The 8,110-nt window shown below is 26.9% G+C and carries 8 protein-coding genes; 4 read left to right on the forward strand and 4 right to left on the reverse strand.

Going from position 1 to position 8,110, the window contains the following annotated elements; all coding sequences use genetic code 11:
- Positions 1–94 precede the first annotated feature (94 nt).
- The 4 genes from KGF50_RS18830 to KGF50_RS18845 all read right to left on the reverse strand — a co-directional run bounded on the left by KGF50_RS18830 (position 95) and on the right by KGF50_RS18845 (position 2,930).
- Positions 95–505, reverse strand: a complete 411-nt coding sequence (locus tag KGF50_RS18830; protein ID WP_227849484.1) for a hypothetical protein — start codon at positions 503–505, stop codon at positions 95–97.
- Between the two features lie 552 nt (positions 506–1,057).
- The gene (locus tag KGF50_RS18835; RefSeq protein ID WP_227849485.1) at positions 1,058–1,696 is read right to left on the reverse strand and encodes an ABC-2 transporter permease; all 639 of its coding nucleotides are present in this window, start codon (positions 1,694–1,696) and stop codon (positions 1,058–1,060) included.
- A complete protein-coding gene (locus KGF50_RS18840) occupies positions 1,696–2,559 on the reverse strand; it encodes an ABC transporter ATP-binding protein (protein WP_227849486.1) in 864 nt (287 codons plus the stop codon). Before KGF50_RS18840 ends, KGF50_RS18835 begins: the two co-directional genes overlap by 1 nt.
- Complete coding sequence (locus KGF50_RS18845) at positions 2,556–2,930, reverse strand: GntR family transcriptional regulator (protein WP_227827959.1); 375 nt, start codon at positions 2,928–2,930, stop codon at positions 2,556–2,558. The genes KGF50_RS18840 and KGF50_RS18845 overlap by 4 nt, the downstream gene beginning before the upstream one ends.
- A gap of 421 nt (positions 2,931–3,351) precedes the next feature.
- On the opposite strand from KGF50_RS18845, the gene KGF50_RS18850 reads away from it, so the two are divergent.
- From KGF50_RS18850 to KGF50_RS18865, 4 genes are all read left to right on the forward strand, one after another.
- Positions 3,352–3,696 (forward strand): replication/maintenance protein RepL, encoded by a 345-nt coding sequence (locus KGF50_RS18850; RefSeq protein WP_227849487.1) that lies wholly within the window; start codon positions 3,352–3,354, stop codon positions 3,694–3,696.
- A gap of 16 nt (positions 3,697–3,712) precedes the next feature.
- The gene (locus KGF50_RS18855) at positions 3,713–4,309 is read left to right on the forward strand and encodes a hypothetical protein (protein ID WP_227849488.1); all 597 of its coding nucleotides are present in this window, start codon (positions 3,713–3,715) and stop codon (positions 4,307–4,309) included.
- A 36-nt stretch (positions 4,310–4,345) separates the two neighbouring features.
- The gene (gene clpB / locus KGF50_RS18860) at positions 4,346–6,940 is read left to right on the forward strand and encodes an ATP-dependent chaperone ClpB (protein WP_227849489.1); all 2,595 of its coding nucleotides are present in this window, start codon (positions 4,346–4,348) and stop codon (positions 6,938–6,940) included.
- A gap of 286 nt (positions 6,941–7,226) precedes the next feature.
- Positions 7,227–7,697, forward strand: coding sequence for a methylated-DNA--[protein]-cysteine S-methyltransferase (locus KGF50_RS18865; RefSeq protein ID WP_227849490.1), 471 nt, complete (start codon positions 7,227–7,229; stop codon positions 7,695–7,697).
- Positions 7,698–8,110 lie beyond the last annotated feature (413 nt).

Consider the following 8,110-nt stretch of genomic DNA (forward strand, 5'->3'; position numbering starts at 1 on the left):
AAACTATAGTATAAGTTATAATAATAAAACGAACGGAATCTTATGTTATTCTCTAAAATAGTTACATTAATTTGTGTTTTTAATAAACTTGTATTTACTCTTTTTTCTCTAAAAGTATATTTATAAGCAAATATGCAACAAACAAAAAAATCTCAATGACACATAGTGTTATAGCGATGACTAAAAGCAATTGATTTTTCCATGCACTATAGGCGATGAGGAAAAGGAATGTAAAGGTACATAACATATAGTTCATAATTTTAACTAATATATGACTAGTTTTCATTGTTAAGCAAAAGTCTCTTTCATCTGCATCATTGTGCAATTCTTCAAATATGCCCTTTCTTGAAAAAGCATTGCAAAAATTAAAGATTGCTATTGCAATTAAAAGGAACGATGAAATTAAGAATCTTTGTTCTTTTAAAATGCAGTAAATAACTAAATCAGCAAGTTGTTGTTGTGTCAAAACCATCCTTGTTCGAAATTCTCGCACTTTTGTTTTCATTCCATACCTTCTTTCTATATGAAGTTAACCTCATATGAAGCTAGCTTCATAATTTCCCTAAAAGAGTAAAATGTCAATCTCATTATAAAATAATAATAGATAACAAAGAATATTACATTTTAAGAAAAGATACTAAAATATAGCAAAAGTAGAAAAACAATGTGTTATATTATTACTACAAATAAATATATACGTAAAAAAGTTAGACTTTTTAGAAGCGTGCTATAAGAACTTAAAAGCATTATATGGTATAAATTGAAAATGTTATTTATCTCAATTTTCTTGTTTGTAAAACTTTATTGAGATAGAATTTATCTATAGATAAGTTGGCAATAGGTGGGAATATGTAATTAAAATTAGTAAGTTAACAAAAGCAGAATTAAAGGTAATGAGATATACTTGGGAAATACTAGGATGTTATTGAATAAATAATAAATAAAAATCCTAGTAGGAATAAAATAATAAAAAACAAAAATACTATCACTTTTACTATGATAGTATTTTTATAATTTTATAAAATTATTTAAATATAAAAACTGGTGTTAATGTCTTTTACACTTCTTTTTTACAATAAATTTTTGTAGAAATAAAATATGAAATTACAAATAATAAAATAGCGATAAATGGAAGACAATAAACTAAAGTATTAAGTATAATCTCAATAGAAATACTTGAATTAAATCTTTCCAAAATACTTTTAAATCCTAATATTGCAGCAGTAGGAAGTAAAAAACATGCAATCATTAATAAACGAGCCTTTTCTGTGCCAAATTTATAAATAAGTGGTAAAATAAGGCTAGCAAAACATACTGAAATTGATAAAATTAATCCTGTAATAATTAAAGTTTCATCTAAGACAAGTGTATTTTTAAAATATCCAATAACAATACTAATGATAAGTGAAAAAATTACACCTATAAAGCTAAATATTAGCATAGTTAAATATTTACTTAATACAATAGTATTACGTTTGATAGGCATTGTAAGTACATAACTATCCCATTTATTTAAATCATCGTATGAAAATGTTGAAACAATCATTGTTGTACATAAAACTATAATAACACCCATAAAGCTACTACTACTTCCATCTCCAACAGAAGATATATATCCAAATACAATCATAAATAAAATCATAATTTTTATATTGCTTTTTAAATTAAGTAAGTCTTTTAAAATTAGTCCCTTCATTATTTATCACCTCTCACATAAAATAACATAATTTCTTCAATTGATGTATTATCAACTATAAGATTTGGATGTTTTGTAATAAATTTGTACTTGTCTTTAAGTAGTACTTCATATCCAAACTGGCTTTTACGATAATATGAATAATCTTCATTTGTAAGTTTAGCAAAATCATTAGAATTACATTTTAAGATACCCATAGTATCGATTAATTCATCTTTGCTTTCGCTAAATACAATTTTCCCCTTATGTATAAATGTAATATAATCTGCTATTTTATCCAAATCACTTGTAATGTGTGAAGATAAAATAATAGAATGTTCTTCATCTTGTATGAAATCTAAGAATATATCCAATATTTCTTCTCTCACAATAGGGTCAAGTGAACTAGTTGCTTCATCTAATATTAATAACTTTGGTTTATGAGATAAAGCTACAGCAATGCTAAGTTTCATTTTATTACCTTTTGAAAATTCTTTAATTAGTTTATTATTTGGAACTCTTAATTTTTTTAAGTATTCTTTAAATAGTATGTCATCCCAGTTTTTATAGATATGGCTCATAATTTTTGAGATATTATTTGTATTTAAATTCTCATGAAAGTTGCTTCCTTCAAATACCACACCAATTTGTTCTTTAATTTCTTTTTCATTTTTTATGTTATCAAGACCAAAGATTTCGATATTTCCACTATCATAAGATATTAAATTTAAAATTGATTTTAGTGTAGTAGTTTTTCCTGCACCATTTTCACCTACAAATCCCATTATAGAGCCTTTTGGTACTGAAAAAGATACATCTTGTAATGCAAAATTTTTGTAAGCTTTGTTTAGGTTTTTTATAGTTATTGCGTCCATAATTATCATTCTCCCTTATATAATAAAAGTAAAATATCCTTTAACTCATCATATGTAATGCCACTACTTTGAGCTGTATCAACTGCTTTTTGTAGGTATTCTTCGATTAAACGAAGTTGTTCTTCTTTAACAAAATCCATGTTTTTGCCAGATACGAAACTACCTTTGCCAGTAACTGTTTCAATAAATCCATCATGCTCTAAATCGCTATATGCTCGTTTTGTAGTAATTACACTTATTCTAAGTTCTTTTGCTAATAATCTCATACTTGGAAGAGCAGTACCTTCTGGTAACTCTCCACTTATAATCATACTTTTAATTTGTGTAGTAATTTGTTCGTATATTGGCTTGCCACTTGAATTACTAATAACTATATTCAATTAGACACCTCCTTAAATTGTATATATAGTATATATACATTATATATATATATATGCTATGTCAAGTAAACACACAAAAAAATAATTGGAAATATTATGCATTTAATAGTTTCGCTTTATAGAAAAAATTATTTTATTAAGCCTATTAAAATTTTTTAAAAAAATTTACAAATATTATTCAAAAATCTTGCCAATAAATTGAAAACGCTAATTTTAAGAAAAAGTAAAGTTTAGCTTATAGCTAAATAAAAGTTTACTCTATAGATAAACTTTTGTTGTTTTTGTTTTTGACATACATATTTTTTTGTAATATATTTATATTATCAATTAGAGATAAGGAGAGTGAGAAGAGATATTTAATTTAGATAAGGCATTAAAAAAAGATTTAAATCAAGAATACACAGAGAGTAGAAATTTGGTTATGGATAAAAGTAAATATATGAATGTTTGCTTTAAAAATTATATCAAAGTGGCAGAAGGAATGTATACTAAGAGAGATTTAATTCCAATAAAATTAATAAATTCCATGGATAAAAATAATAAGATTAGAAAAACACTACATGAATTATCTTGTGAATTTGAATATCCAAAGACTTCCTTATCTTCATTGTTTACAGAACTAAAAAAATTAGATTTTTTGCAGAGAGTAAAGAATGGTGAGTATATGATAAATCCACATATAGCATATAAGGGAAATAGAGCTGATAAAGAAAATTTATTAGAAGAATATAATCAGATAAAAAGACCTAATAAGGTTAGTAAATAAGGAAGAAGGTTTTTATATGAGTTTAAAACTTGATAGAAATGTTCTACAGTGGTTTGATTATGTATTTGAAAATGAAGAAACTAGTTTGAGATATTACAATTTTGAATGTACATTAAAAGAGATTAGCCCAACTAGTTTAAACAAAGTAGCATTTATATTAGAAAAAAATAATTCTAAATACTGGAAGTTGTATTTTGAAATACCAGCCGAAGTTACTTTGAAACTTAGACAAAACATACATCCTTTATTTAGAGAGTATATATACGAACAAATATCACTGTATAACGATAATCAAATTTACAATTTTGTAAATTCAAATATATTAAAAGTGTTTAATAATATTGCCATTTACCAATATAATCTTTTAGAAAATCTATATACTATTGATTTTAGAAAGAGTTTTATAGATAAATGTCAGTATTTATTAATAGGTGAAAAAAGACTTATAGATGAAGACTTATATTTAAGGGCAAAATCAAAAGAAGTATTTGATTTTTTTAATTCAGATGGAACCTTTAATCTAACATTAAGCTTTGATATACAAAAAAATGAAAATTTGCTTGATAGTCTTTTAGAGCTTAGAAAATCAATAATCATAAATGAGAGAATTTAATTTATTTGGATATAATATTAAAATGGAGGGATTTATATGGACGTAGAAAAAATGACTTTAAGAGTTCAAAAAAGTTTAAATGAGGCTTATAATGAAGCAGTAAAAAATCATAACCAACAAGTAGATGTAATTCATCTTTTTTCAGCACTTATTAACCAAGAAGATGGATTAATACCAAACATAATAGAAAAGATGAATATATCAATAGATTCTTTAAGAAATACTGTAAACTTTGAAATGGATAAACTTCCAAAAGTATATGGAGAAGGGGCAGATTCGCAAGGCGTGTCAGCTACTAGAAAAATAAATGAAGTACTTATAAAAGCAGAAAGTATTTCTAAAGAATTTAAAGATTCATATATAAGTGTTGAACATGTTATGCTTGCAATGATGGAAACAGAATCAAAATCAGTCGTTGGTAAAATATTGAAACAATATAATATAAATAAAAATGACTTTTTAAATGTTTTGTCACAAGTTAGGGGAAGTCAAAGGGTAGAAACACAAGATCCAGAAGGAACATACGATGCACTTGCTAGATATGGAACAAATTTAGTAGATTTAGCAAAGAAAAATAAGTTAGACCCTGTAATTGGAAGAGATGAAGAGATAAGAAGAATTATAAGAATTTTATCAAGAAGAACAAAAAATAACCCTGTATTAATTGGTGAACCAGGTGTAGGTAAAACTGCGATAGTTGAAGGTTTAGCAGAGAGAATAGTAAGAGGAGATGTACCAGAAGGGCTAAAAGATAAAATCGTATTCTCTCTTGATATGGGAGCATTGATTGCTGGTGCAAAATACAGAGGAGAATTTGAAGAAAGATTAAAGGCTGTCTTAAAAGAAGTTCAAAGTTCTGATGGAAAAATAATTCTATTTATAGATGAGATTCATACTATAGTTGGAGCTGGTAAAACAGAAGGTTCAATGGATGCAGGTAACCTGATTAAGCCTATGCTTGCAAGAGGAGAGTTAAATTGCATTGGTGCAACTACTTTTGATGAATACAGAAAATATATAGAAAAAGATAAAGCACTTGAAAGACGTTTCCAACCTGTAATTGCAGAAGAACCTACTGTTGAAGATACAATATCTATACTTAGAGGACTTAAAGAAAGATTTGAGATACATCATGGAGTAAGAATTCATGATAATGCTATTGTAGCAGCAGCAAAACTTTCCCATAGATATATACAAGATAGATTTTTACCAGATAAAGCAATTGATTTGATAGATGAAGCTGGAGCTATGATTCGTAGTGAAATAGATTCATTACCAACAGAATTAGATGTGGTTAGAAGAAAATTATTTACACTAGAAACTGAGAGAGAAGCTTTACTCAAAGAAAATGATGATAAGAGCAAGTCAAGACTAGAAGATATTCAAAAGGAAATAGCAGAACTGAAATCTAAAAATGATGAAATGACTGCTAAATATGAAAAAGAGAAGAGTCAAATATTAGATATTAAAAATTTAAAATCTCAATTAGATGAAGCTAAAGGGAAAGCTGAAAAATATGAAAGAGAATATGACTTTAACAAAGCAGCAGAAGTTAAATATGGTGAAATACCTAAATTAGAAGAGCAAATAAAGAAATATGAGGAAAGTATGAACGATGGTTCCGAAAATTCACTTTTAAAAGAAGAAGTTACAGAAGAAGAAATATCTAATATTGTATCAAAATGGACAGGAATACCAGTAACTAAATTAGTTGAGGGTGAAAGAGAAAAACTACTTAAGCTAGAAGAGGAGCTTCATAAGAGAGTTATTGGACAGAATGAAGCAGTTACAGCTGTTTCAAATGCAGTAATACGAGCAAGAGCTGGCCTAAAAGATGAAAGAAAGCCAATTGGTTCATTTATATTCTTAGGACCTACAGGAGTTGGAAAAACTGAACTTGCAAAAACTCTTGCTAGAAATTTATTTGATAGTGAAGATAATATAATTAGAATTGACATGTCTGAATATATGGAAAAACATGCTGTATCAAGATTAGTAGGACCTCCTCCAGGATATGTGGGATATGAAGAAGGGGGACAACTTACAGAAGCAGTTAGACGTGCGCCTTATTCTGTAATATTATTTGATGAAATAGAAAAGGCACATGAAGATGTATTTAATATGTTTTTACAAATATTAGATGATGGTAGACTTACTGATAATAAAGGTAAGACTGTAGACTTCAAAAATACTCTTATAATAATGACTTCTAATATAGGAAGTAATTATTTATTAGAAGCAGATGGAAACATAACAGATACTACCAATAGTCTTGTAATGAATGAGATGAAGCATAGATTTAAACCTGAATTTCTAAATAGAGTAGATGATATTATAATGTTTAAACCTTTAGACCAAGATAATATTAAGCAAATTATAGACATATTTATGGAAGATTTAAAAAATAGATTAAAAGAAAAAGATATTTCTATTGAAGTTACAGATTCAGCTAAGGATGTTATGGTAAGAGAAGGTTATGACCCTGTGTATGGTGCAAGACCTCTTAAGAGATATATAGGAAATACATTAGAAACTATAATTGCAAGAAAACTTATTGCTGGAGATATATATAATGGATGTACTATAATTATAGATGGTCAAGATGAAAATATTGAAGTTTTAGTTAAGTAATAAAAGTCAGTAGAGCAAAATGTGTAGTTTGATACATTATGCTCTACTGACTTTCTTGTTGATTAGTGTTAATTAATTTATAGATTTATGGTTTTTATAAGGCAAATATAATTATTTTTATTATTTATTTATGTAATATAGGATTATTAAATGATTTTATATAAAACAAATATTTTAAGAGTAGTAAAGTTTTTTTTTGTAAAAGTTGATAAAATATATGATATAAATAAGTAAAACTATTAATATAACTGAAGAAAATAATAAATGTGGAAGGATATAGTGTTCAATGAAAAATATATTTTACTATGAAACTGAAATTGGGAAAATAGGAATATCAGAAGAAAATAATTACATTACAGATTTATTCTTTGGGGTACAAGAACTATCTTGTGAAGAATATACAGTCAAAGAGACTGAAATTATAAAAGATGCAAATAAACAACTAAGTGAATATCTAAATGGTGATAGAAAACAATTTGATTTACCATTACATCCATCGGGAAGTGAGTTTAGTAAACAAGTGTGGTGTGAACTTTGTAAAATTCCATATGGAGAAACAAGAACCTATCTAGAATTAGCGAATACAATTAATAGACCTAAATCATATAGAGCAGTGGGATTAGCCAATAGTAAAAATCCTATTTCTATTTTTATACCTTGCCATAGACTTATTGGTTCTAATGGAAGTTTAAGAGGTTATTTGGGGGGAATAAAAACAAAGGATTATTTATTAAAACTTGAAAGTGAAAATAAATAATAGAATTATATAGTAAGTACATATTGAAAAGATAATACCTATAAAAATTAACTTTATTTTCATTAATTAAATCTATCCCACTTAGAAAGTGAATTTTAATTATGTTTATAAATGGTAAAAAGATACTGATAATGATAGTTAGTAAACTATCATTATCAGTATTTTTTATAATTTATCAAGTACTAAAAAGTAGATTAAATAAACATAAAAATTTATATATTTATACAAAATTTTATAATAGTGATTGGCGGTGGAAATGTATAGAAAGAGGAAGAGGAGAGGAAAGGGGACAGTGATAGAGGGGGGGGGGAGGGGGACGGGGGGTTGGGTGCTTTTGGGGTTTTGTGGGGGGGGGGTGGGGGGGGGGGGGGGGGGGCGGGGTCGATGTTGGGTTCGTTGTCTGTCTTCTGTTT

The organism is Clostridioides sp. ZZV15-6598 (genome assembly GCF_020657705.1).
GTDB classification, from domain to species: domain Bacteria; phylum Bacillota; class Clostridia; order Peptostreptococcales; family Peptostreptococcaceae; genus Clostridioides; species Clostridioides difficile_F.

What these genes read in the sequence shown, in the direction of transcription:
- KGF50_RS18830 (WP_227849484.1), bottom strand. Translation starts at nt 505, where the DNA reads ATGAAAACAAAAGTGCGAGAATTTCGAACAAGGATGGTTTTGACACAA.
- KGF50_RS18835 (WP_227849485.1), bottom strand. Translation starts at nt 1,696, where the DNA reads ATGAAGGGACTAATTTTAAAAGACTTACTTAATTTAAAAAGCAATATA.
- KGF50_RS18840 (WP_227849486.1), bottom strand. Translation starts at nt 2,559, where the DNA reads ATGATAATTATGGACGCAATAACTATAAAAAACCTAAACAAAGCTTAC.
- KGF50_RS18850 (WP_227849487.1), top strand. Translation starts at nt 3,352, where the DNA reads ATGGATAAAAGTAAATATATGAATGTTTGCTTTAAAAATTATATCAAA.
- KGF50_RS18855 (WP_227849488.1), top strand. Translation starts at nt 3,713, where the DNA reads ATGAGTTTAAAACTTGATAGAAATGTTCTACAGTGGTTTGATTATGTA.
- clpB (WP_227849489.1), top strand. Translation starts at nt 4,346, where the DNA reads ATGGACGTAGAAAAAATGACTTTAAGAGTTCAAAAAAGTTTAAATGAG.
- KGF50_RS18865 (WP_227849490.1), top strand. Translation starts at nt 7,227, where the DNA reads ATGAAAAATATATTTTACTATGAAACTGAAATTGGGAAAATAGGAATA.